This window comes from Prevotella sp. HJM029, from assembly GCF_000599605.1.
In the GTDB taxonomy this organism is placed as follows: Bacteria; Bacteroidota; Bacteroidia; order Bacteroidales; family Bacteroidaceae; genus Prevotella.
The window spans coordinates 81,862-106,859 of sequence record NZ_AZHT01000027.1; the positions used below are offsets into that span (position 1 = coordinate 81,862).

Consider the following 24,998-nt stretch of genomic DNA (forward strand, 5'->3'; position numbering starts at 1 on the left):
ATTATTTCAATGTGTAAATCAGCGTGTGAACGTCACCAAAAATAGGTTGGAGCATGGCCGTCACAGCACCCGTTTTTCCACCCTGCAATGCATTCATATTGATGACCAACGCTAATTTCTGTCCTTTAATCAAATTCTTTTCGGTTGCCGATAGTTGCTGCTTAGCTGGCGCAAACGCTTGTGAAGCTTCCTCGGCTGTGCTGCCACTAAAGAATTGTAGTTGGGGCGTCACCCCAAAATAAAATGTGGTTTCCTTACTCGCATAATACCATGCATTAGGTTTCCAATCCACAATTCGTCCACCAGCAGGGCAACTTTTTTTCCAATAGTCTACATCTTTCACCCAATTCTTATGCTTCAATTGCGCCATCATCCGCATCGATAGCCGGTGCTCGTCATAATAAGGTGTGACCAAAGCCAAATCTCCATCCACACTCCGCAGGATATTATCCATGTCAATGGCCGTGTTAATGCCCGTCAACAAGGCTTGGAAACCTGCATTGTTCTGCATCACTGGCAGGAACTTTTGCCCATCTACGTTCAAGAACATGCTCAACATGGCATCACGAGGCGTCGCCGAAAGATAGCGGTCTGTAATGGGTCGGTACAACTGATAAGCCTGCTTCAACGACTGGTTGACCGTGGCATTCAAAGAGAACACTCTGCCTTTGATGTGCATCACCTGCTGTTCCTTCTCCATCTCTGCAGCAATAATCACTTCGCTTCCATCAGCTTTTTTGGGCATACCCAAGGTGAGTGGTGCCAAAAACTGTTGGGGCAAGGCCGTGGCTTGTGCAACTAAAGTCATCGAACCCTCAAGCGAATCCAATTTTTCATACAGTCTGCTTTGGGTAATCCCTGCCGCTTCGTCTTGCTTCAGATATTGTGCGATTTGCTGTTGCAGACTGCTTTGCGCCTCAACAGTTACAGGTCCCATCACCAACATCGCAGTATTGTTCCACCCAACAACCCACGCATCTTTCAACACCGTGAAATGAAAGCCCCGCCGTTTGATGGGTGCTGGACAAACATTCTTTGTGGCCAACTGCGCAAAAGTCTGTGTCAATTCATCCTCATCTTGCACCTTTGCGCAAACACCCAAATTGCCATCAGGTGCCTCAAAAAGCATAATCTTATGGCTCACATCAATGCCACTCTTACTGATGTTAGTGGCCTGCAACAGCGTCCTAAGCACAGAAACATGATTCAAGCCACTCATCTTCACAGGGTCAATGGACAACAATGCCGTGCTTTCACGCGGTACTGCGTTTAAATAACTATTGTCTGTGCAGGCGGCAAACAGCGCCATCACACAGCAAAAACAAAGTGCTATGCCAATCTTTTTCATCGTCTATATGTTAATTGTGCCATCGTTACGGCCATGAGTCCTGCGGTCTCTGTGCGCAACCGACTATTGCCCAACGACACACTCAGAAAACCTTTCGTCAATGCTTGCGCTACCTCCTCATGCGAAAAATCACCCTCAGGCCCCACTAAAACCACAGCTTCGTTCACATTGCTATCTCGTTGCAGCGCTGTCATCAAATCAACTTTCTCAAAATCATCGTAGCAATGGGCAATAAACTTCATGCCACGATGTGACGCATTTAAAAATTCTGCCATGCTCATGCATTCATTCACGACGGGTAACCACGCTTTCCTACTTTGTTTTGCGGCAGCAACCACAATCTTTTCTATACGGTCAACACGAATATTCTTCCGCTCCGTAAAAGCCGTTTGCAGAAAGGTTAACTCGTCGAAACCTATCTCAGTAGCTTTTTCTACCATCCATTCTATGCGGTCGATATGCTTGGTTGGCGCAATAGCCAAATGAATATTTCCATTCCAAGTCTTTTGTTGTGGCAATTCTTCTGTGATGCGATAGCAGCAATCTTGCCGCGAGGTGAGCGTCACCTCTGCTCGGAAGAAACGCCCCTTCCCATCCATTAAAAATATTTCATCACCAGCCTTCAAACGCAAAACGCGCAAGGCATGTGCGGCTTCTTCGGGCGGTAAGCGGTCGTTATCCTCGGCATTGGGTGCATAAAAAAATCTTGCTTCCTTCATGATTTTTCTTCCCTCCGCTTCAATTCTGCATTCAAATATTCAGCCATCTTATAATCCTCCTGAGCTATACTCCGCGCCAAAGCCTCCTTCAACATATCCTTATTGAGCACATTGAGAGGCATAGCCACACGATCTTCCTGTTTCGAATCAAAAGAAGCCGATTGTGTTCGCATGAGCTGCTCATCAATATAAATTGGCCAATGACCCGACAACGCAAAAAGAATAGCATCACAAACTTTGAGTTTTACCGATACCAATGAATCTGCATCCAGCAACATCGCACAATATTGCCCATCTTGAATACCATAGATGAACACTTCTACCTGCGTTTCATTCTGCTTAAAAAAACTACTCAAGGCTCCTGCAAGATGCACATCTTCACCATCTCTCGTCTGCAAACGCTTGCACAACGCATCAGTCATCTCGGCATCACAGACAACAGAAATCTGACGTTCTTTCGTCTCATCTGTCAAGACGATAATCCCAACACCAATCGAACCAACGATTTGTGAAATTGCATGGAAACGCAACTTAACTCGATTCATGAAGCTTTTGCTTGATTTGTAGGCTGGAACATCAGTGCAAAGCTAATGCCTACCAACAACGCATAACTGGCAAAAATATACCAGCACGACGACCATTCGGTCACATTCCCCTCGGTATGTGCATTGACTACAGCCTGAGCCGCAAACGAACCCACCGTAGCACCAATACCATTGGTCATCAACATAAACAACCCTTGCGCACTGGAACGTAGCCCTGGGTCGGTGGATTTATCGACAAACAAGGAACCCGAGATATTGAAAAAGTCGAATGCCACCCCGTAAATAATCATCGAAGCAACAAACAACCATACCCCATTACCAGGATTTCCAACGCCTAAGAGACCGAAACGCAACACCCAAGCAAACATGGCGATGAGCATTACATTCTTGATGCCATAACGTTTCATAAAGAAAGGAATCATCAAAATGCACAACGTTTCGCTGATTTGTGAAATCGAATACAAGATAACGGGATATTTCACACCAAAGGTATTGGCATATTCCGGTATGCTTTTAAAACTCTCAATGAATGGCGTTGCAAAACTATTGGTGATTTGAAGACTCACACCCAACAACATTGAAAAGATGAAAAAGATAGCCATCTTCTTTTGTCTAAACAAGGTGAAAGCCCTTAATCCAAATGCTTCTACAAAGTTGGTATGCGTCGTTGTAGGCTTGACAGGACAATTGGGCAATGTGAACGTATAGAGAAAAAGCACTATACTAAGCACACCACTCACTACAAATTGTAACTCATTGCTTTTATAACCCATGATGTCTACAAACCACATCGTGCAAATAAACCCGATGGTTCCAAACACACGAATAGCAGGAAAATCCTTCACAGTATCTTGCCCTGCTTGAATTAATGCCGAATAAGCTGTTGAATTGCTCAAAGCTAACGTAGGCATATAGAAAGCAACACTGAGCGAATAGAGCGTGAACAAAGGAGCAAACTGCACGGCACCGCCCGCTTGATGGCCATACCATGCTGTGGCAAACATCAATAATCCGGCCACCAAATGACAATAGCCCAAAAGGCGTTGTGCAGGTATCCAGCGGTCGGCAACAATGCCCATGATCGCCGGCATAAAGATAGATACGATGCCTTGCATGGCAAAGAACGTCCCAATATGCGCTCCCATACCAATATTTCCTAAATAAATTCCCATGCAAGTGAGATAAGCTCCCCACACGGCGAACTCTAAGAAATTCATCACAGAAAGTCTGATTTTAAGATTCATTTTGTTGCTTTTTGTTTGAATTGCAAAGATAATGTAAACCACTGGAATAGCAAAAAAAAATGTTTTTTTCTTTCTTCATCACCATTCGCAGCGATTACACATTATAATATAGTGCACTTTATTTGGCAATATAGCGCATTTTTCCACCTCATCTGCACTACTTTAACTCGCCAAGTGATAGTTTTTTCTTTCACGCTCCTAACCATTTGTTCTACAATGTATTACCATTCTCACTCTCGACTAAAAGCATTCGCGACACTTTTTCCTGCCACATAACCAGTAGTCCATGCGGCTTGCAGGTTAAATCCACCCGTAATACCATCAACATCTAATATCTCACCTGCAAAATAAAGGCCTGGAATAACCTTACTCTCCAAGGTATTCACATGAATACTCTGCAAACTCACACCGCCGCAAGTAACGAACTCTTCCTTAAAAGCTCCTTTCCCCGCCACAAGATAACCATCATTCGTGAGTACCTCAACGAGCTTACGTAGTGCTTTTTTACTCAAATCACACCATCGTGTGTCAGGATTGAGGGTGGAACGCTGCAACAAATAGTGCCACACCCGCGTGGGGAGCTCAAAAACTTTGGTAGTACTCATCTGTTTTTGTGGATGCAGATGTTGCTGATAGAGCAAATCTTCAGCCACCTTTTGCTGATTGGTTTCGCCTGTCCAATTGATGGAAATCGGGCAATGGTAATGGCGTTCGTGCAGAAAACGCGCCGCATAGGATGACAATTTCAGTGTAGCAGGGCCGCTCACACCCCAGTGGGTGACGAGCAAAATGCCTACACTACACAGCTTTGTTGCAGGAATAGCCAAGCGCACATGAGGGATTACAGCACCCATCAACTGCGTGAGTGCAGGCTCATTTAGGGCGAACGTAAAGAGCGAAGGCACTGGTTCTTCTATCTGATGCTGTATTTTGAGAAAGGGTTCTAACCCCTTCTGCGTAGGAGAACCTCCCACTGTGATGATGGCTTGTCGACAAATAACAGACTTTGCATCACGAAAAGCAAGCAACAAATGGCCACCATCCATAGGAGAAAGTCCTGTAAACGTATGCCGACAATACAGTTCCACGCCCACACGCTCAGCTTCTTTCATGAGCGCTCTCACAATGGTTTGCGCATCTTGAGATTGTGGAAACACACAATGATCGGCCTGAGTGACTAAAGGTACACCTGCTTTTTGAAACCAGGCCATCGCATCTTCATGGTTAAAACTTTTAAAAAGACGTTTCAACAACTGATGCCCTCGCGGATAAACCTGTTTTAAATTGGTCACTGCAGCAAAACTATTCGTGAGATTACAGCGCCCACCGCCCGTCAATCCAACCTTTTTTAGTGGATGATTGCCACGCTCAAACAAGCAAACACGTGCTTGTGGCTGCATTTGTTTCGCCGTGATGGCAGCAAAGAAGCCTGCAGCCCCTGCACCAACCACAGCAATATCTACAACCAAAGGCGATGACTCTCTACTGAAATTTTGTTCCTCTTCTTGCATATTATAGTATTAAAAAAAGTGCTTTCACCACAATATGGCAAAAGCACTTTCTATGAATTGAGAAGTACACCCTTAGGGATTCGAACCCTAGACCCACTGATTAAGAGTCAGTTGCTCTACCAACTGAGCTAAGGGTGCATGCAAATGCTGCAAAAACCACCTCTATTTGTACACCCTTAGGGATTCGAACCCTAGACCCACTGATTAAGAGTCAGTTGCTCTACCAACTGAGCTAAGGGTGCATTTACAAATACATGGGGCTGGCATGTTGCGAATTGCGTGTGCAAAGGTATATTTTTTTTAAAGAACAACCAAATAAATTTCCGATTTTTTAGTGTGGTTTTGCTATCCATAAACCATAGAGAAGTTGCAAAATCTTACAGAAATACCCATTTTAAACATAACTTAATGTATAAGAATAGCAAGGAGATAAGCTAACAAACACACATGAAAAAGGTGCTCATCGTCCACCCAATGGAGACGATGAGCACGAGACTAAATCTACTTTAAATGGAAATTACAGGTTCCGTCCATGACAATTCTTGAACTTCTTACCACTTCCACAAGGACAAGGGTCATTGGGACGTGGAGTATGCTCAGCTACATAAGGCGTATGATTTACCTGTTCCGCTCCTTCACGTGTATCATGTTGCATGGCTTGCCGCTGCAATTGGCGATCGCGTTCGTCGTCAAGATCAACCTTTTGCTCTTGATAACGCTGTGCATGTTGCTCGGGTGCGGCCTCTTGTACCTCCTGAACAACAGGAATTTGACAGCGCATAAGCACGCTGGCCATGCGACTATACATCTCATCAATCATATTATCCCACAGCTTTACGCTCTCCAATTTGAAGATAAGCAGCGGGTCCTTCTGCTCATAAGATGCATTTTGCACACTATGACGCAATTCATCGAGCTGACGAAGGTTCTCTTTCCAACTTTCATCAATGATGCGAAGCATGACTGTCTTTTCAAATTCCTTTACCACACTGGCAGCTTCCGTGTTGTAAGCCTCTTGCAAATTGGCTGGAATCTGATAGATTCCCTTCCCATCGGTGATAGGAACAAGGATGCGTTCATACATTGCTCCCTGCTCTTCTTGTACACGTTTAATGACTGGATAGGCATCACTTTGAATACGATCAGTGTGGCGTTTGAACGAATCCATAGCCGCTTCAAATGCACGTTCTTTAATCTCTTCGTGATTACCATTCTCGAATTCATCCTGCGTACAGGGCAATTCCATGGCTAATACCTTGAGGAAGTCTTCCTTAGCACCTTGGTAATCGTTCTTATCAATGATGTTAAACACACGATCCCAAATCACATTTGTGATGTCCATACCAATGCGTTCGCCCATCAAAGCGTGACGACGTTTCTCATAAATCACCGTACGTTGCTTGTTCATAACGTCGTCATATTCGAGCAAGTGCTTACGAATACCGAAGTTGTTCTCCTCAACTTTCTTCTGTGCACGCTCAATACTGCGCGAAATCATGGGGCTTTCGATACGTTCTCCATCCTCGAAGCCTAAGCGATCCATAATCTTTGCTATGCGTTCAGAGGCGAAAAGACGCATAAGTTTGTCTTCAAGTGAGACATAGAATACAGATGATCCTGGGTCACCTTGACGACCTGCACGCCCACGAAGCTGACGGTCTACACGGCGACTTTCATGGCGTTCGGTACCAATAATAGCCAAACCTCCGGCCGCTTTCACTTCATCAGTAAGCTTAATATCGGTACCACGACCAGCCATATTGGTAGCAATCGTCACAGCACCCAAACCATTTTCCGACTTACCAGCTTCGGCAACGATGTGGGCTTCGTGCTGGTGTTGCTTTGCATTAAGCACATTATGCGGAATTCTACGCATCTTTAACATCTTGCTCAGCAGCTCACTAATCTCCACAGATGTCGTACCTACAAGCACAGGACGTCCTGCATTGCGCATCGTTTCTATCTCGTCGATGACAGCAGCATACTTTTCTCGTGCCGTTTTATAAACGCGATCGTCTAAGTCATGGCGTGCAATGGGGCGATTGGTTGGTATTTCTACGACATCTAACTTATAGATATCCCAAAACTCTCCAGCCTCAGTACTTGCTGTACCTGTCATACCTGACAGTTTATGATACATGCGGAAGTAGTTCTGAAGTGTGATGGTTGCGAAGGTTTGTGTAGCTGCTTCCACCTTAACATGCTCTTTTGCTTCGATAGCTTGGTGCAATCCATCGCTCCAACGACGGCCTTCCATGATACGACCTGTTTGCTCATCGACAATCTTTACCTCACCATCCATCACCACATATTCATCATCTTTATTGAACATGGTGTAGGCTTTGAGCAATTGTTGCAACGTATGTACACGCTCACTCTGCACACCATAGTGTGCCATGAGTTGGTCTTTTTTATTTAATTTTTCCTCTTCTGAGAGATTTTTTTGCTGCTCCAACTCCGAGAGTTCGGTTGTGATGTCGGGCAACACAAAAAGATCTTCCTGCCCGGTTTGACCTGCTAACCAGGCTGCTCCCTTATCGGTTAAGTCGGCACTATTGAGCTTCTCATCAACAACAAAATACAAGGGTGCAATGGCTTTCGGCATTTCTCTGTTATTGTTAGCCATATAAGCCTCCTCTGTAGCCAACATTCCTGCCTTGATTCCATCTTCAGAAAGATACTTGATGAGCGGTTTATTCTTCGGTAGAGCTTTATAAGAGCGATACAAAGCCAAGAAACCTTCATCCAGAATCTTCTTATCATTCTTACTTTGTCCCTCAGTAATCTTTTGCTTTGCTTCAGCCAAAAGTTCCGTAGCCTGTTTACGTTGCACCTCATAGAGTTTCTCAACTAAGGGCTGATACTCTTCAAACATCTGGTCATCACCTTTTGGAATAGGTCCAGATATAATTAAAGGTGTGCGGGCATCGTCAATCAACACCGAGTCAACCTCGTCGACAATAGCATAGTTATGCTTGCGTTGTACCAAGTCGGCTGGGTTTAAAGCCATATTATCGCGCAAGTAATCGAAGCCAAACTCATTGTTTGTTCCGAAAGTAATATCGGCACGATAGGCTTTTCTTCGCGCTTCAGAGTTGGGCTGATGCTTATCGATACAATCTACAGAAAGCCCATTAAACATATAAAGAGGTCCCATCCACTCCGAGTCACGCTTAGCCAAATAGTCGTTAACCGTGACCATATGCACACCGTTTCCGGTTAAAGCGTTGAGGAATACCGGCAGCGTTGCCACCAAAGTCTTACCTTCACCCGTGGCCATCTCGGCGATTTTTCCCTGGTGGAGTGCAATACCGCCAAACAGTTGCACATCATAGTGCACCATGTTCCACTTGATTTTGTTGCCACCGGCTGTCCATTCATTGTGGTAAATGGCCTTGTCGCCATCAATCGTAATAAAATCGTTGGCGGGATTGGCAGCCAACTCACGGTCGAAATCGGTTGCCTCAACCACCACTTCATCATTCTCAGCAAAGCGACGGGCCGTATCCTTGATGATGCTGAATGCGGTTGGCATCACCTCATTGAGTGCTACTTCATAACGGTCGAGCACCTCTTTCTCTAACTTATCGATGTGATTAAAGATTTCTTCACGCTGGTCGATAGGTGTCTTCTCCACCTCTTCTTTGAGTGCTTCAATCTGTTTATTTTGCTCTTCGGCAGCCTTCCGAACATATTGTTGCAGCTCTTTGGTTTTTGCACGCAACGCATCGTTGCTCAACTGCTGTATCTCGGGATACACTTTTTTCACCTCTTCTACGAGGGGTTGTATCAGTTTCATGTCGCGTGTGGACTTATCTCCAAAAAGCGACTTAAGAATTTTATTGAAATTCATTTTATCTTATGTTGTTATTTTTTATTGAATAGTGGTGCAAAAGTAACACTTTTAATTGAAACCTTCATGCAATTTGATTGAAACTTCATGTGCATGACGGACTTATCCTGCGATGTTGCGTTGTCAATGTCAATAAATGAGGGGATTAATACCTATTAAATCATGACACAAAGTGGGCTATTTTTGCAACCAATCTCTATGGAATGATGACACAAAATGCAACACTGTACAACGCACCCCTTTTCTAACCTCTTTTATTTTAATCATACCCTTTGCTCACACAACTGGAAATCAGAGCATTGCAGAACTTGTTTTGGATCAGAAAAGCGGACTTACAGCGCAAGCATTAGGCGCCCTAATGCGGATGCTCTTACAGAGCGTTGGTGCAATATAATCGGTGGTTATGGGAGTGAAATCGTGCTTGGGTGCTACACCATTTCCATAGAAAATAATAGGAAAATGGGCTACAGCCACACGACTCGTATAGCTTTCTTGAGAGTCTTCATTGGTCATTTTCCATCCCGGTGCAACCTTTATCACCAAATCGCCACTGAGATTGGGATGGAAAGCATTACGCACACGAGAGACAGCGGCATTGTTTGCAAACAATTGTTCACACGTATAGACATCACTCACGCCTGCAGTTTGAAACAAAAGATTTTGGCTCTGCACCAACACATCCTGCAAACGAAGATGCTTTTGCTCCATGGTTTTGCGGTCTAAATAAATCTGATTGCCCCAGGTTGCATCAACATAAGTGCCCTGTCCATAGAGTGCACTCAGATAAACATTGAGCAGTTTGGCCGTACGATTGATATAGAAATTGCCCGTAGGCACACGATAAAGACTGTAATCGTTTTCGCTTTCGTCGCTCGTTCCGGTGCCGGTGACGACAAAAAGCACATGTTCCTTCCCCACCGACTGTTCAATACTTGTAACAAGCTTCGCAATAGTTTGGTCGATTTGCTGATAAATCAGCTGTTCGGCCTGGTCTTGTTGCCGCAACGATTCGTTATCATCTAACGCTGCAGAGAGTGTGATAGTGAGCATATCGGGAATATTGTCCTTACCCATTTGCTCTTGGTTGACAATGTCGATGGCCTTGTTTCCGATATCAACATTGGTGATTGCTGATGGTGCAAGCGGTGTGTTGAGCCACTGAGGTGAAGCACCATAATAGGTTGTTGTGTTCCATCTTCTATAGCGCTTATCATACCAAATAGCATTATTAGCTGCATGTCCTGCTGACAAAATGGCATAATCTACATGAGCAGCAAGACTATAAACAATACTTTTCCCATGGGTGACAATCTTCAACTCGTCGCCAACGGTTGAACATTTCACGTTAGAAGGTGCATAAGTGTAACGCTTATCCTCCGTGCAACGCATGGGATGCAAGGTGGAACGATTGAGCCATTGTGCACCAATGATGCCGTGATAGAAAGGTGTTGTGCCTGTAGCAATCGTTGTAATCGCAGCCGGCGCATTGACAAAATCGAAAGGAGCCGATGCTACATCGAACACATGTCCTTCACGAGACAGTTTTTTCAGTCCGTTTTCTTGAAATAAAGGAAGGAAAGAATCAAAATACTCTCCGCGCCATTCATCAATATTAATATTCACGACTAAGCGTGGTACAAGCGTTGAAGCTTGTACTTCGGCCGTCGTTAATGCGGCAATGAGAAGGGCGATATATTTATTGGCCATGCTATGTTCGTGCAATAAGATTACGTTCTTTCATCGTTGTCACTTGGATAAATAGCAAAATGAATGCCACAAGGACGACGTTCTCGGCATAAGTTTGAAAAAGAGCGCCCACACAAGCCAAGGCATAACATCCTGCCATCACTTGGTTAAAACGCTTGCTTTGCCGCAATCTAGGGACAAAGAAAAGCAGATTAAGCGGGTTGAGAAAGAGGATTTGCAGATTGAGACGCACGGTGGGATGCTGACTAAAGAGCATCATTGTGAGCAGAATACCACACAAGCCCGTCAGCAAACGCACAGCCTGCACCACCCGGAAATAAGATTTTGGTACACGTTTCCGCAACAGCCACGCACTCATTGTGATAAGAAAAAGCAAAGCGATGAGCGCAAATGGCGAACAAAGAAAACTTGTCAATGAGAAATCAACAGTTTTCCCGCATGGACTATAAAGAAGATGCGTTGCAGCAACCAACGGACGCTCCTTTCCATTTTGATAGCGGATGATGGCTGTTTGGAAATCTTTTCTGAGCGAATCGGGTAAAAATTGCTGCTCTTCGGGCGTGAGCTTTTGATCGGCTCCAATGCCTAATAGCAAGTCATTTCCAAACCTTGCCCATGGTTGTAGCTGATTCCATTGATGGATTTCACTACGAAATGTGGCTTGTGTGTTGGGCGTGCTTTTATAAACGACCGTTCCTTGAATGTTATTCGCTAACAAGTCACGTGCGCGTGTAGTACAATTATCATAGAAATAATTATAACGATACACCCTGTTCTCGGGTAAATAGTTGGCATCAATGGCCATAGCTATGCTACGTTTGTCGGCAGAAGAGAGGTTAAGCACCTGCTCAATCACCCAGCGATGCTCACGTTTATACTCTTCCATAAAAGCATCAAAAGGGACGATACCCATTTCATAATCGGTAAGTCCGAAGATAAAACGCAAAATAAAATTCTTTTGTGCGAATGAAAACATGCCATAATTGATGACCAAGTCTTGCTGATTGCGCACATCATGAAAACGAATGGCCGTGTGACCATAGAGCGAATAAACCTCCTTGCCTGGGCCACAAGTGAGCAAACTGATTTGAAGCGAATCGCCATAGATTGTATCTGGCGTTTCTGCAGCTTTAACGAGGGATGTTAAAGACAATAAAAAAAGCAATATACTCGCTTTGAATGTTTCTTGAAACCGTATCACAATGCAAAAATAGCTTATATTTCTGAGTTATGATACAAGTGTTTCTCTTTTTTTTAATAAATTTGCACGCAATTACTTTTCAAAATGAAGAAACAAATACTCAGTATGGTTTTCTTAGCTTTACCTGCATCAATGCTGTGGGCACAAAGCGGAACAAACTCTCCCTATAGCCAATATGGCATGGGCTTAATCGCAGACGAAGGGACAGGCTTTAATCGTGGTATGAATGGTTTAGGATTGGGGTTTCACACCCACAACCAAGTGAATGTGGGTAACCCCGCGTCTTATGCTGCATTAGACTCTCTGTCGTTTATTTTCGATGTAGGCTTTTCAGGGCAACTTACCAATTTTAAAGCAAATGGCGTTTCGCGCAATGCGAAGAATGCTGTGTTTGACTATGCCACAGCAGGTTTTCGTGTAGCCAAACATGCGGGGGTGAGTTTCGGTGTCGTTCCCCTCACAACCATTGGCTATAACTATGCCTACACACGCAATTTAAATGCAATCACATCGCCTATCCATCAAACAGCCACCGACACTTATGAAGGTAGTGGCGGCTTGCATGCTGTGTATTTGGGTGGGGGGTGGTCGCCTCTGCGCAACTTTTCGATTGGTGCAAATATTGGATACCTATGGGGAAACATGACTCGTTCTGTGGTTAATTCCTATAGTGATGCATCCATTAACACGCTATCGAAATACTATGCTGCCACCATCAATAACTATAAATTGGATCTTGGTGCACAATATACAGCTGAATTCTCGAAAAAGGATGCGCTAACCTTGGGGGTAACCTATGGTTTGAGCCATAAATTGGGGGCCGATGCCACCTGCGAAGTAGTTTCAAGAAATGCGCAAACAGGTGTTTCGAACACAGAAACATTGACTATTAAAGATGCATTTAAGCTACCCACCACCTATGGTGTAGGATTGATGTACGAGCATCACAACAAATGGCGTGTAGGTGTCGACTACACGTTAATGCAGTATAGTAAGGTGGGTTATGCCGACTATCAAGTGGTGAATCATGTGCAACAATACACGTTGCGCAACGACGTTTATCAAGATCGCCACAAGTTTACTTTGGGCGGAGAGTTTTGTAAGAACGAATATGGGCGCCGCTTCACCGACCGTTTACGCTATCGTTTAGGAGCATCCTATGTGACTCCTTATTATAAGGTGAACGGGGTGGATGGTCCAAAAGAATATAGTGTGAGTGCTGGAGTAGGCATTCCAATTGTCAATTCCATCGAAAATCGTACAGCACTTAATATCAGTGCATCGTGGGTTCGTCGTGAGGCAACAGACTTATTGAAAGAAAACACCTTCCGTCTCACGTTGGGTTTGACTTTCAACGAGCAGTGGTTCGCAAAATGGAAATTTAAATAAGCGCTTTTGTGACCCCATATTGCAGCAACGATTTCGGCGAATGAAAAGCAAGATTTTTAGCATCCTATGGCTAACGGCAATGTTATTGCTGGCTTGTGAAGACCAGCACGAACACACAGCACCAGCCATTCATGCACGCGATTCGGTAGCTGTCATGGTGAGTTATGGTGTTAATACACTCATATCCGATTCGGGTGTAGCGAAATATCGCATCGTAACTGAGCAATGGGATGTAAACACTAACCTCAATCCTTCGCGCTGGCTTTTTAATAAAGGCATTTTCTTGCAACAGTTTGATGGGAAATTTCATGTGCAAGCCTATATTCAATGCGACACGGCCTACTATTATGACCAACTGAAATTGTGGGAACTTCGATCACGTGTGCGCATTCTCACGAAGGATGGTTTGCACTTTTCAAGCAACCAATTGTTTTGGGACGAGAACCGACATGAACTCTATTCACACGTCTTTTCGCGTTTGGTTACGCCAGAACGCACCCTGCAAGGAGCTTATTTCCGCAGCGACGAAAAGATGACAAAATATTATGTATCCAACACGAAAGGCTCGTTTATACGCGGCGATTTAGATGGTTCACCCAATGAAAGTGGCACCATAGTGAGCGATTCGGCGCGCCGAATGCAAGACTCGATGATGCGTAGCATGCATCCCTTGGCTACACCTCAACGCCGCAATACCTCCATTCCGTTGATGCATTAAGATTGAATAACAAAAATGAATGACACTGTAGATATTTCATTAATCATTGGCATTGTGGCTACCATGGTGCTTTCGGCATTCTTCTCGGGCATGGAAATGGCCTTTGTCACCAGCAACCGCATGCTGTTTGAGATGGACAAAGAGAAGAATGGTTTAGCCAACCACCTCGTTAACTTTTTCTATCGGCAAGGCAACGACTTTGTGAGCACCATGTTGGTGGGCAACAATGCGGTGCTCGTTGTCTATGGCATTCTCATCGCACGTTTCTTCGATAACACGATTTTTCAAGGCTCCTCCCCCACCGTCACCGTTCCAGCCGACACTATCATCTCAACCATTATCATGCTCTTCACGGGCGAATTTCTGCCCAAAACGCTCTTCCGCCGCAACCCCAATCGGCTCATGATTGTGTTCTCGCCGTTAGCCTTTTTGTTCTATATCGTGCTGTGGCCCATCAGCCGCATTGCCACATTCCTTTCAAAAATGCTGCTCCGCATTGTGGGAATCCACATTGAGAAAGAAGTGGGCGATGAAGAATTCTCCAAAGTAGACCTCGACTATTTGGTGAACACCAGCATCAACAATGCCAAAGAAGGCGAAGAGATTGAAGACGAGGTGAAGATTTTTCAAAACGCATTGGAGTTTTCTGAAACCAAAGTGCGCGACTGCATGGTGCCTCGCACCGAAATTAATGCCGTAGAAATGAACTGCCCTAAGGACGAACTAATGCAGAAATTTGTGGAAAGCGGCAATAGCAAAATCATTGTTTACCGCGAAGATATAGACCACATCGAGGGCTATGTGCACTCCTCCGAAATGTTTAAAAACACCGGAGACGACTGGCATCAATCCATCCGAACCATGCCTTTCGTGCCCGAAACGATGACGGCACAAAAGCTCATGAAGCGTTTTCTGCAAAGCAAAAAGAGCCTCGGTGTGGTGGTCGACGAATTTGGTGGCACCAGCGGTATCGTGGCTTTGGAAGACATTGTGGAAGAGATTTTCGGTGATATTGAAGACGAACACGACAGCAACAAATATATTGCGAAGGCCGTGGGCGATAGCGAATACCTGCTATCGGCGCGCTTAGAGATTGACAAAGTCAATGAGATGTTTGGAATTGATTTGCCCGAAAGTGAGGAATATAAGACCATCGGCGGCTTTATTCTGCACCACTACCAAAGTTTCCCAAAACTTAACGAGGTAATTACCATCGAGCACTTCCAATTTAAAATTGTAAAGAGCACGCTCACAAAAATCGAACTTGTAAGGCTAAAGTTGCTGTAAAACATACCAACAGCAGTGCGCTATCCAACCCTTCCACCGATAAACAACGTTTGCATAGCTTATGCAAATAACAAAACACAAAAAACAACGTTTGCATAGCTTATGCAAATGACAAAACACGAAAAATAACGTTTGCATAGCTTATGCAAATGGCAAAACACAAAAAACAACGTTTGCATAGCCTATGCAAATGGAAAAACACGAAAAACAACACTTGCATAGCCTATGCAAATGGCAAAACACGGAAAACAACGCTTGCATAGCTTATGCAAATGACAAAACACGAAAAACAACGCTTGCATAGCTTATGCAAATGGCAAAACACGAAAAACAACGCTTGCATAGCCTATGCAAATGGCAAAACTAAGCCCACAAGACAAAATATTGGGATCAAAGAGCGATTTCCTACCCAACTTTTACTACCTTTACACACGGCAATTCAAGCACCACCCTATTGGCTTGCGCCATCGAAGGGCAACATTTAAACAAAGCAACGTTGCAATCTATCTATAACAACCAATCAATAACGCAATGAAAAAAGTATTTTTCCTTTTAACCCTGCTATGGCTGAGCCACACAGGTTGGGCACAAACATCCTATCAACCCACGGTTGAAAATCGCAAAGCACGCGAACAATTTCAAGACGAGAAGTTTGGCATCTTCCTCCACTGGGGGCTCTATTCCATGCTCGCCCGAGGCGAATGGGTGATGCACAATGAGGATATCGACTGCCGGGAATATGCCAAGTTGGCGCAGGCATTCTATCCCTCGCGCTTCAATGCCGACGCATGGGTGAAGGCTATCCGCGACGGTGGCGCAAAATATATCACCATCACCACGCGCCATCACGATGGATTTTCGCTCTTCAAAACCGCCACCAGCACTTATAACAGTGTGGACGGAACGCCGTTCAAGCGCGACATCATCAAAGAATTGGCCGAGGCCTGTGCGCGATATGGCGTGAAGCTTCACCTTTATTATTCGCATTTAGACTGGGGACGTGAGGACTATCCGCAAGGCCGAACGGGCAATGGCACGGGACGCGACAAGACAAAAGCCAACTGGCCCAGCTATTATCAATTTATGAACACACAGCTCACCGAACTGCTCACGCACTATGGGCCTGTGGGTGCCATCTGGTTTGATGGCTGGTGGGATCACGATAGCGACGCAAAACCTTTTGATTGGCAACTGCCCGAGCAATATGCACTCATTCATCAGCTGCAACCGCAATGTCTCATCGGCAACAACCACCATCAAACACCCTATGCAGGCGAGGACATTCAGATTTTCGAGCGCGACCTTCCGGGCGAAAATAAGGCGGGACTTTCGGGGCAAAGCATTGGGCAACTACCCTTGGAATCGTGCCAAACCATCAACGACCATTGGGGCTATTCCATCACCGACAACCATTATAAAACGCCCAAAGAGCTTATCCAAATGCTGGTACGTGCAGCCGGAAAAAATGCCAATCTGTTGCTCAACATCGGACCTGAACCCAATGGCGACTTACCCACTTTGGCACTCGACCGCCTTCATGCCATCGGAGAATGGCTCAAACAATATGGAACAACCATCTATAACACGCGCGGAGGACTCGTGGCACCCCATGATTGGGGCGTGAGCACGCAGCGCGGCAACCAACTCTTTATCCACATTCTCGATTGCCAAGACAAAAGCCTTTTCATTCCGCTCGGTGGGCGAAAAGTGAAACGGGCTATGGCATTTTCCACTGGAAAAGCTTTGAAATTCACACCGACAGGCGATGGAATCACCCTGCATCTCGGCCAAACACCCACCGATATCGATTATGTTGTGACGCTAACACTATGAACAAAAGCCGATGCTTGCCACAACATTAATTAAGCTTAAAGGCCAGCGAGCATCAGTTTTTTTTCGTACATTTGCATACAAATCAATCTGCCCGATTACTTAAAAATAGTAATAGAGCAGCGTAAAAATAAAATAAAGCAACAGAAACTTCCTATCATTACTTTTAAAATATAAGCAAACGAAACTATGGCATTTACAGAACAAGATCAACAGCAATTAGCCCATCAGGGTATGAACGAGGCACAAGTTAACGAGCAGTTGCACCACTTCCAACAGGGTTTTCCTTTCTTAAAACTCAAAGCTGCCGCGGCCATTGGCAAAGGGATTATGCAACTGCATGGCGCGGCGATGGAAATCTATCTGTCGAAATGGCAAGACTACTGCGCAGACCAACACGACATCGTGAAATTTGTGCCGGCCAGCGGTGCAGCCAGTCGCATGTTTAAAATGCTTTTTGCCTTTCTTTCAGCCTCCTATGCGCAACCACAAACAAGCGATGAACAGCAATTCTTTGCGCAAATCAAGCAGTTTGCTTTCTACGATGCACTCAATGCGGCCTGCATCAAAAACGAAGGGCAAGACATTGATGCACTCATAGCGGCAGGAAAACACAAAGCAATTGTTGAGAATTTGCTACTGAATAAGGGACTAAACTATGGCACTTTACCAAAAGGTTTGCTGCAGTTTCATCGCTACCCCGATGGAGCACGCACTCCATTGGCCGAACACTTGGTTGAAGCGGCACAATATGCCGCCTGCGGAAAACGTGCAAAAATACATTTCACGGTGAGCCATCAACACCTCGATTTGTTCCAAAAAGAGGCCGAACAAGCAGCCCAGCAATTCAGCAAACAATTAGATATGGACTATGATATCAGTTTTTCGGAACAAAGTTTGGCCACCGACACACTTGCAGTGCAGTTAGATAACACACCCTTTCGAACAGCCGATGGCAAGCTCCTCTTTCGTCCTGGCGGGCATGGTGCATTGCTCAAAAATCTGCAAGCCTTGGCAGCTGACATCGTGTTTATTAAGAATATCGACAATGTGGTACCCGATAAGTTGAAAGCCTCCACCACCCTCTACAAACAACTTTTGGCTGGCTATTTGGTGACACAGCAGCAACAGGCCTTCGCCTATTTGCGGGAATTGGACAAAGGCGTACCCACACGTCCTAAAATGCTCGAAATGCTTCGCTTTGTAGAACAAACTTTGTGTTGCCAAAAGGAGGGCGTTGCCAACTTAGACGACAAGGCTTTGGCAGACTATCTGCACGAGAAACTCAACCGCCCGATGCGCGTTTGTGGCATGGTGAGAAATGTTGGTGAACCCGGTGGCGGCCCATTCCTTTGCTATAACGCCGATGGAAGCGTGAGCTTGCAAATCTTAGAACGCACGCAAATCGACGACAACAACCCCGAAGCAGTGGCTATGTTCCAGCAGGGCACGCATTTCAATCCTGTCGATTTGGTTTGCGCTTTACGCGACTACCAAGGTCACCCCTTTAATTTGCAACAATATGTCGACCCACAAACAGGCTTCATTAGCCACAAAAGCAAAGATGGACGCGAATTAAAAGCCTTGGAATTGCCAGGCCTTTGGAATGGTGCCATGAGCCAATGGAACACCATGTTTGTGGAAGTGCCGTTAGAAACTTTTAATCCTGTGAAAACAGTGAACGATTTATTACGGAAGGAACATCAATGAAGAAAGAAAAGATTGAATTCACACTCGAAGAAATTGAAGAAACCAAGCAGCTGCTCGGCCAACTCAAAAACGCTATTGGCGAGACGCTTAACGCCAACGATGAGGAATTGTTGCGGGAGCAATTAACACAAGCTATCGCTAATGGACAAATCCAACGCGATGTGTTTGGACTTAACCCTGTACTGCAATCGCTACGCACAGCACAGATAGCTGTCAATGAGATTGGGCTGAAGCGCGATGGTGTGCTGGCTACTATCCTCTTTACTTTGGTTATCGATGGGCATCTGCCGTTGGAGGATATTCGCCAAAAATATGGCAATGGTGTGGCGCACATCATCCATGGTTTGGTAAAGATTCACGAACTCTACAAAAAGAATCCCATCATCGAGAGCGAGAACTTCAGAAACCTGCTTATCTCGTTTTCTGAAGATATGCGTGTCATCCTCATCATGATAGCCGACCGCGTAAATATCATGCGGCAAATTCGCGACACCGATGCTGTGGAAGCCAAGCAGAAAGTGAGCGAGGAAGCCAGCTACCTCTATGCCCCACTTGCCCATAAGTTGGGATTATACAAGCTGAAAAGCGAACTTGAAGACCTTAGTCTAAAATATTTGGAGCATGATGCTTACTATGCTATCAAAGATGCTCTGAATGCCACAAAATCATCGAGAGATGCCTATATTAAACGATTTATCGACCCAATTGAAGCGAAACTCAAAGCCGCAGGCCTCTCATTTCACATGAAAGGGCGCACCAAGAGCATTCACTCCATTTGGCAAAAGATGAAAAAACAGCACTGCAAATTCGAAGGAATCTATGATCTTTTTGCCATCCGCATCATCTTAGATGCGCCGTTGGAGAAAGAGAAAATGCAATGCTGGCAGGTGTATTCTATCATCACCGACATGTATCAACCTAACCCAAAACGGTTGCGCGACTGGCTCAGTGTGCCCAAAAGTAATGGGTATGAGAGCCTGCACATCACCGTTTTGGGGCCAGAGAACAAATGGGTGGAAGTGCAAATTCGCACAGAACGCATGGATGAAATTGCCGAACATGGCTTGGCTGCACATTGGCGTTATAAGGGTGTGAAGAGCGAAGGCGGCGTTGATGAATGGTTGGCCAACATCCGATCGGCGTTAGAAAACAACGACGATTTGCAACTTATGGACCAATTTAAGCTCGATCTTTACGAAGATGAGGTTTATGTGTTCACACCAAAAGGCGACCTACTGAAGTTTCCAAAGGGTGCCACGCTGCTCGACTTTGCCTATCACATTCATTCCAATGTGGGCAGCAGTTGCGTGGGAGGCCGCATCAACGGCAAGAATGTGAGTTTCCGAGAAGTGCTCCATTCGGGCGACACCGTAGAGGTACTCACCCAAAACAACCAATGCCCCAAGCGCGATTGGCTCAACATTGTGAAGACAAGCAAGGCGAAAGCGAAAATTCGTCTCGCATTGAAAGAAACGCAAGCTAAAGATAGTCTCTACGCCAAAGAATTGTTGGAGCGACGTTTTAAGAACAAGAAAATCGAGGTGGAAGAAAGTCTTATGTCACAGCTTATCAAGAAAATGGGCTACAAAGAAACCTCCGATTTTTATAAAGACATTGCTGACGAGCGGTTAGATGCCAACACTGTGATTGAGAAGTATCTTGAATTGCGCAATGGCGAGAGCAATACTAAGCCCACAGAGAGTGCCGAAAACTTTGAATATGAAAACCCTAACGAGCAGTTACTGCAAAACAACAGCGACGTGCTCGTGATTGATAAAAACCTCAAAGGCATCGATTACAAGCTGGCACAATGCTGTCATCCCATCTATGGCGATGATGTTTTTGGCTTCGTTACCGTGAGTGGCGGCATCACTATCCATCGCACCACCTGCCCTAATGCGCCCGAACTGCGCAAACGTTTCGGCTATCGCATGGTGAAAGCCAAATGGAGTGGCAAGGGAACAAGCCAATATGCCATCACCCTGCGCATCATTGGGCACGATGATATCGGCATTGTGAGTAACATCACCAACATCATTTCCAAGGAAGACAAGCTCACCATGCGCTCCATCAACATCGATTCCCACGATGGGCTCTTCAGTGGCAACGTGGTGCTGTTTATCGAAGACAACAGCAAGCTCAACCTGCTCATCAAGAAACTCAAAACTGTTAAGGGTGTGAAGCAAATCATCCGACTATAATCCTCAAGCTTATGAAATTTTTAAAACTCTTCATTGTGTGCTGCCTAATGGGCTCAACAGCTAAAGCACAATCCATCAGTTACACGCGAACGGATAGCCTCCGTGTGGTACATCTGCTCAAGTTGGGGCACAAACAACCTGCTAACACCAACTTCATGCTGTTCTATGCACGCCAACTTAAAGGTCTGCCCTACGTGGCACAAACATTGGAAATCCACGCCAACGAGCGCCTTGTTATCAATTTGCGCCAATTAGATTGCACCACATACGTTGAAAATGTTTTGGCACTCGCACTCTGTGCCAAGCATGGGCACGAACGTTTTGAAGACTTTTGTCACTATTTACAAAAGATTCGTTATGAGGACAATCAAGTGCACTACACGCATCGGCTGCACTATTTCTCAGAATGGATTGCCGACAATGAGCGCATTGGGCTCGTAAAAGAGGTGCAAACACCCAATCCCCCTTTTACAGCTCAACAGCAAATCAAAGTAGATTTTATGAGCACGCATGCCGAAAAATACCCCATGCTCGTGCAACATCCCGAGTGGATTAGCCCCATTGCTCAACGCGAACAAAAGGTGAACACCCTCACGCCACGCTACATTCCCACGCAAATTATCAGCAATACGCCCGCTTGCCGCGAAGCAATTCACGATGGTGACATCCTGGCATTGGTCACCAATAAATCGGGATTAGACATTTCTCACGTGGGCATTGCCGTGTGGCACAAGGATGGCCTCCATCTACTCAACGCGAGTTTACTACAAAAACGTGTGGTGGAGGACAAGCAACTACTGGCCGACTACCTTCGAAAACGCGGTGCACAATTAGGCATCCGCGTGGTTAGAGCCTTATAGATATAACCAAGAATACTTGCAATGAAAAAAGCAAGTTCTTGGAATAAGCAAACAAAAATACCTCAAGAAGAGATTCCTCTTGAGGTATTCTGAAGAAAAATATTCAAAACAAGTGGTTTTATGATGTTACAATCCTCTAAAAGCCACTTGCCCATTAGGACAAACCTACAATCTCACCCTCTTCAAAATGAATGGCTTCGGCTTGCGGATGAAGCGGCAATCCTGGCATACGCATGATGTTTCCTGCAATAGCTACAATCATTTCGGCTCCCGCATTGATCACGAAATCTTGAATGGTAATGGCAAAATCAGTCGGGACTCCACGCCTCGAGGCATCATCACTGAAAGAATATTGCGTCTTGGCCACACACACAGGAAAGTGGTCATAGCCCCATTGTCTTATCTGATGTGCCATGTTTAAAGCCTGCTTTGTGAACACAACACCATCGGCACCATAGACAATCTTGGCTATCTTGCACACTTTTTCTTGCACATCGTCAGCCTCATCGTAACCATATTTCACTCCCGAAGAGGCATGTTTGGCTATAGTTTCGGCAGCCAAGCGCGCCAAATCCTCGCAGCCTTCACCGCCGCGAGCAAAGGCTTCATTCACAGAAAAGCCAATATTTTGTGCAGCACAATGCGCTGCTACAAGCGCAAGTTCTTCGGCGGTGTCGCTATCAAATCGATTGAGTGTCACCACAACTGTTTGCCCCATGCGCTGCAAATTGCTCACATGACGGTCTAAATTAGCCAACCCACGCTCCACACAAGCCAACTGTTCGCTGGTAGGTGTGTCGATGGTGCCACCCCCATGCTCTTTCAATCCACGAATGGTGGCGACCAAAACGGTGAGTTGGGGATGGATATGCGCCTTGCGACATTTAATATCCAAGAACTTCTCGGCACCCAAATCAGCACCAAAACCAGCCTCGGTAACAGCATAATCGCTAAACGTCATGGCCAATTTCGTGGCCATAATACTATTACAGCCATGCGCAATGTTGGCAAAAGGCCCACCATGAATGAAGGCAGGTGTGCCTTCTAACGTCTGAACCAAATTGGGTTGCAGCGCATCTTGCAACAATACTGCGATGGCACCCGCCACACCTAAATCTTTTACGCAAAAGGGTTTGTCGTCCAAAGTTACACCTAACAAGATGTTTTCAATGCGACGCTGCAAATCGTTCATGTCGGTAGCCAGACAAAGAATGGCCATCAGCTCGCTGGCAGGAGTAATATCGAAGCCGCTTTCGCGCATCAGTCCGTTGCTCTTGCCACCCAAACCTGTGATGATGTTGCGCAGGTTGCGATCGTTTACATCCAACACACGCCGCCACACCACCTCTTTCAAAGCAAAGCCCTCGCGGTGGTGCTGATAGAGATAATTGTCCAACAACGCTGCAATCATGTTGTGCGCCACGGTAATAGCATGGAAATCGCCCGTGAAATGCAAATTAATTTTGTGCATGGGTACCACCTGTGCATAGCCGCCTCCCGTGGCACCGCCCTTCATTCCAAAGCATGGTCCGAGTGAAGGTTCGCGCAAAGCCAAGGCTGACTTCATCCCTAAACGATTCAAAGCCATCGACAATCCCACGCTCACCGTGGTTTTACCTATGCCCGCTTTCGTGGGACTCATGGCCGTCACCAAAATCAAATGATTTTGTTTCACGCGGTTTTCATCTATCAACTCGGCGGGGACTTTGGCGATGTGGCGCCCATAATACTCGAGTTTCTCTGTGGGAATACCACAGCCTTGCGCAATGTCGTTGATGTCTTTCAACCGACATTCGCGCGCAATTTCAAGGTCTGTCTTCATCTACTTTTGTTAAGGGTTGGATATTTTATTTGTGCTGATACAAGCATGCAGCATTGTTAAAAGGCCAGTGCCACTCGCATTACAAGCAACAACTGCCGCCCACAAAGGTACAAAGATTTTGTTAAAAGACAGATGCTTTAAAAGATTATCTGCATTTCGCAGTTGGAATGGACTAACGACGCCAGCCAAAAACGCCACCCCTCATGGGAATAGAGCCAGAGTTTGTTCCGAAAGTACCTCCACGATACGTCTCTAAACGGTGCCCTTCACGTGGTGATAACATCCGTGTGCTGCTGGGACGACGATTAAACGCGCCACCATACGTACGCCAATTGGGAACACCATCCATATATTGTTGTTCATCAACACCCCTGCCATAACGACCTTGATTGTAGCTATCACGCATTCCATAATATCCACGTCTTTCACATCGCCCAAAGCTACGACCACTATACCAACTGCGACCTCCATTCAAACGCCAACTGTGTCCGCCATTATAAACATCATAAAAGCTTGGCCGACCGAAATAATAATAGTCACGGCGTGGATAGCGTGCATACACTCTAAAGCACCAATAGCCTGCATCCCAATAGAGGGGACGCATAAAATACTCCGTTTCACAGTAGCTACGATACTGCCAGTCCATCAGCACATAACTCAAATCCATATTGCGCTGTGTCCAATAAGGTCCATAGAGATCTTCACGATAGCGAACATTCATCAAATAATCGAAGTTTATTTCATAAGCAGCTTCATACTGTTCATCGGTAAGATTCAGTTCATAAGCCATCTTATCGGTGAGGAAAAGTGCTTGCTGACGCACTTGTTCATAGCTCATAGCCGCAGCAGAAAACGTCGCAGCGAAACTCATTACCAAAAATAATATCCATTTCTTCATCGTCTATTCCTCCATTTTTCTTGTGAATAAAAAAATACTTCTTGCACACCATCACGCACAAAATTAAACACCACACTACAATAATCCTACAACCATTTCCCTATACGTGCGGAGGATATTCCCTAACTTCGCATGATGAAAATACAAAAAGCGTT

Annotated in this window: 16 protein-coding genes, 2 tRNA genes and 1 pseudogene; 7 read left to right on the forward strand and 12 right to left on the reverse strand. The window is 45.4% G+C overall.

The genetic code is table 11. The annotated features are described in order from the left end of the window. Window position 1: 1 nt before the first annotated feature. The 10 genes from X919_RS0103320 to X919_RS0103365 all read right to left on the reverse strand — a co-directional run bounded on the left by X919_RS0103320 (window position 2) and on the right by X919_RS0103365 (window position 12,080). Window positions 2-1,348, reverse strand: coding sequence for a DUF4836 family protein (locus X919_RS0103320; protein ID WP_028899013.1), 1,347 nt, complete (start codon window positions 1,346-1,348; stop codon window positions 2-4). Beyond that, window positions 1,345-2,067 (reverse strand): 16S rRNA (uracil(1498)-N(3))-methyltransferase, encoded by a 723-nt coding sequence (locus tag X919_RS0103325; protein WP_028899014.1) that lies wholly within the window; start codon window positions 2,065-2,067, stop codon window positions 1,345-1,347. Before X919_RS0103325 ends, X919_RS0103320 begins: the two co-directional genes overlap by 4 nt. Next, entirely contained in the window at window positions 2,064-2,612 is a 549-nt protein-coding gene (locus tag X919_RS0103330) for a bifunctional nuclease domain-containing protein (protein ID WP_028899015.1), read from the reverse strand. Before X919_RS0103330 ends, X919_RS0103325 begins: the two co-directional genes overlap by 4 nt. Beyond that, entirely contained in the window at window positions 2,609-3,856 is a 1,248-nt protein-coding gene (locus X919_RS0103335) for an MFS transporter (protein ID WP_028899016.1), read from the reverse strand. The genes X919_RS0103330 and X919_RS0103335 overlap by 4 nt, the downstream gene beginning before the upstream one ends. A gap of 230 nt (window positions 3,857-4,086) precedes the next feature. Further along, window positions 4,087-5,367, reverse strand: a complete 1,281-nt coding sequence (locus tag X919_RS0103340) for a BaiN/RdsA family NAD(P)/FAD-dependent oxidoreductase (protein WP_051502389.1) — start codon at window positions 5,365-5,367, stop codon at window positions 4,087-4,089. 65 nt (window positions 5,368-5,432) lie between these two features. After that, window positions 5,433-5,505, reverse strand: a tRNA-Lys gene (locus X919_RS0103345). Between the two features lie 31 nt (window positions 5,506-5,536). After that, window positions 5,537-5,609, reverse strand: a tRNA-Lys gene (locus X919_RS0103350). A 275-nt stretch (window positions 5,610-5,884) separates the two neighbouring features. Next, window positions 5,885-9,220: a preprotein translocase subunit SecA gene (gene secA / locus X919_RS0103355; RefSeq protein WP_028899018.1), complete on the reverse strand. Its 3,336-nt coding sequence runs from the start codon at window positions 9,218-9,220 to the stop codon at window positions 5,885-5,887. A 318-nt stretch (window positions 9,221-9,538) separates the two neighbouring features. Then, window positions 9,539-10,927: an alkaline phosphatase family protein gene (locus tag X919_RS0103360; protein WP_036916823.1), complete on the reverse strand. Its 1,389-nt coding sequence runs from the start codon at window positions 10,925-10,927 to the stop codon at window positions 9,539-9,541. Window position 10,928: 1 nt separating this feature from the next. Further along, window positions 10,929-12,080 (reverse strand): Lnb N-terminal periplasmic domain-containing protein, encoded by a 1,152-nt coding sequence (locus X919_RS0103365; RefSeq protein ID WP_371212584.1) that lies wholly within the window; start codon window positions 12,078-12,080, stop codon window positions 10,929-10,931. Between the two features lie 132 nt (window positions 12,081-12,212). Here X919_RS0103365 and X919_RS0103370 point away from each other — a divergent pair, with 132 nt between their 5' ends. From X919_RS0103370 to X919_RS0103410, 7 genes are all read left to right on the forward strand, one after another. Continuing rightward, window positions 12,213-13,517 (forward strand): hypothetical protein, encoded by a 1,305-nt coding sequence (locus X919_RS0103370; protein WP_028899021.1) that lies wholly within the window; start codon window positions 12,213-12,215, stop codon window positions 13,515-13,517. Between the two features lie 79 nt (window positions 13,518-13,596). Then, window positions 13,597-14,235, forward strand: coding sequence for an LptA/OstA family protein (locus tag X919_RS0103375; RefSeq protein WP_028899022.1), 639 nt, complete (start codon window positions 13,597-13,599; stop codon window positions 14,233-14,235). 15 nt (window positions 14,236-14,250) lie between these two features. Then, a complete protein-coding gene (locus X919_RS0103380; protein WP_028899023.1) occupies window positions 14,251-15,522 on the forward strand; it encodes a hemolysin family protein in 1,272 nt (423 codons plus the stop codon). A 531-nt stretch (window positions 15,523-16,053) separates the two neighbouring features. Next, window positions 16,054-17,355: an alpha-L-fucosidase gene (locus tag X919_RS0103395; protein WP_028899025.1), complete on the forward strand. Its 1,302-nt coding sequence runs from the start codon at window positions 16,054-16,056 to the stop codon at window positions 17,353-17,355. 186 nt (window positions 17,356-17,541) lie between these two features. Then, complete coding sequence (locus tag X919_RS0103400; protein WP_028899026.1) at window positions 17,542-19,062, forward strand: DUF4301 family protein; 1,521 nt, start codon at window positions 17,542-17,544, stop codon at window positions 19,060-19,062. After that, window positions 19,059-21,263 (forward strand): RelA/SpoT family protein, encoded by a 2,205-nt coding sequence (locus X919_RS0103405; RefSeq protein ID WP_028899027.1) that lies wholly within the window; start codon window positions 19,059-19,061, stop codon window positions 21,261-21,263. Before X919_RS0103400 ends, X919_RS0103405 begins: the two co-directional genes overlap by 4 nt. 11 nt (window positions 21,264-21,274) lie before the next feature. Then, window positions 21,275-22,123: an N-acetylmuramoyl-L-alanine amidase-like domain-containing protein gene (locus tag X919_RS0103410; protein ID WP_028899028.1), complete on the forward strand. Its 849-nt coding sequence runs from the start codon at window positions 21,275-21,277 to the stop codon at window positions 22,121-22,123. A gap of 154 nt (window positions 22,124-22,277) precedes the next feature. Here the strand turns inward: X919_RS0103410 and X919_RS0103415 are convergent, their stop codons facing one another. Then, window positions 22,278-23,945, reverse strand: coding sequence for a formate--tetrahydrofolate ligase (locus X919_RS0103415; RefSeq protein ID WP_028899029.1), 1,668 nt, complete (start codon window positions 23,943-23,945; stop codon window positions 22,278-22,280). Between the two features lie 298 nt (window positions 23,946-24,243). After that, a pseudogene (locus X919_RS14675) lies at window positions 24,244-24,843 on the reverse strand (hypothetical protein); the annotation flags it as partial. Window positions 24,844-24,998: the final 155 nt, after the last annotated feature.

Bases quoted from the DNA above. Each gene is read 5' to 3' on its own strand.
- X919_RS0103320 (WP_028899013.1), bottom strand. From the start codon at position 1,348: ATGAAAAAGATTGGCATAGCACTTTGTTTTTGCTGTGTGATGGCGCTG.
- X919_RS0103325 (WP_028899014.1), bottom strand. From the start codon at position 2,067: ATGAAGGAAGCAAGATTTTTTTATGCACCCAATGCCGAGGATAACGAC.
- X919_RS0103330 (WP_028899015.1), bottom strand. From the start codon at position 2,612: ATGAATCGAGTTAAGTTGCGTTTCCATGCAATTTCACAAATCGTTGGT.
- X919_RS0103335 (WP_028899016.1), bottom strand. From the start codon at position 3,856: ATGAATCTTAAAATCAGACTTTCTGTGATGAATTTCTTAGAGTTCGCC.
- X919_RS0103340 (WP_051502389.1), bottom strand. From the start codon at position 5,367: ATGCAAGAAGAGGAACAAAATTTCAGTAGAGAGTCATCGCCTTTGGTT.
- secA (WP_028899018.1), bottom strand. From the start codon at position 9,220: ATGAATTTCAATAAAATTCTTAAGTCGCTTTTTGGAGATAAGTCCACA.
- X919_RS0103360 (WP_036916823.1), bottom strand. From the start codon at position 10,927: ATGGCCAATAAATATATCGCCCTTCTCATTGCCGCATTAACGACGGCC.
- X919_RS0103370 (WP_028899021.1), top strand. From the start codon at position 12,213: ATGAAGAAACAAATACTCAGTATGGTTTTCTTAGCTTTACCTGCATCA.
- X919_RS0103375 (WP_028899022.1), top strand. From the start codon at position 13,597: ATGTTATTGCTGGCTTGTGAAGACCAGCACGAACACACAGCACCAGCC.
- X919_RS0103380 (WP_028899023.1), top strand. From the start codon at position 14,251: ATGAATGACACTGTAGATATTTCATTAATCATTGGCATTGTGGCTACC.
- X919_RS0103395 (WP_028899025.1), top strand. From the start codon at position 16,054: ATGAAAAAAGTATTTTTCCTTTTAACCCTGCTATGGCTGAGCCACACA.
- X919_RS0103400 (WP_028899026.1), top strand. From the start codon at position 17,542: ATGGCATTTACAGAACAAGATCAACAGCAATTAGCCCATCAGGGTATG.
- X919_RS0103405 (WP_028899027.1), top strand. From the start codon at position 19,059: ATGAAGAAAGAAAAGATTGAATTCACACTCGAAGAAATTGAAGAAACC.
- X919_RS0103410 (WP_028899028.1), top strand. From the start codon at position 21,275: ATGAAATTTTTAAAACTCTTCATTGTGTGCTGCCTAATGGGCTCAACA.
- X919_RS0103415 (WP_028899029.1), bottom strand. From the start codon at position 23,945: ATGAAGACAGACCTTGAAATTGCGCGCGAATGTCGGTTGAAAGACATC.